Below are 277 nucleotides of genomic sequence, written 5' to 3' on the forward strand. Positions count from 1 at the left end.
TGATATGGCTCAGTCGGTAGAGCGCACCCTTGGTAAGGGTGAGGTCCCCAGTTCGATTCTGGGTATCAGCACCATTTCTTCCTGAACTCTTCTATCCCATTTTCACCGTTGATGTATACTCAGCAAGCACTACGCTTGGTTGATGTGGTAACTATTGCCACCGATAACCGTGTCTAGAGGGACAATTCAATGTCTAAAGAGAAATTTGAACGTACTAAACCGCACGTTAACGTTGGTACTATCGGCCACGTTGACCACGGTAAAACTACCCTGACTG

1 protein-coding gene is annotated in these 277 nt (G+C 46.9%); it reads left to right on the forward strand.

Annotation, left to right across the window (positions count from 1 at the left end):
- Positions 1-189: 189 nt before the first annotated feature.
- Positions 190-277 (forward strand): GTP-binding protein (locus L975_RS17795; RefSeq protein WP_002436303.1); only part of this gene is annotated, 88 nt, incomplete at its 3' end.

Origin of the sequence: Plesiomonas sp. ZOR0011 (assembly GCF_000800945.1) — a bacterium.
Taxonomy (GTDB): Bacteria; Pseudomonadota; Gammaproteobacteria; order Enterobacterales; family CAMTGL01; genus Plesiomonas; species Plesiomonas shigelloides.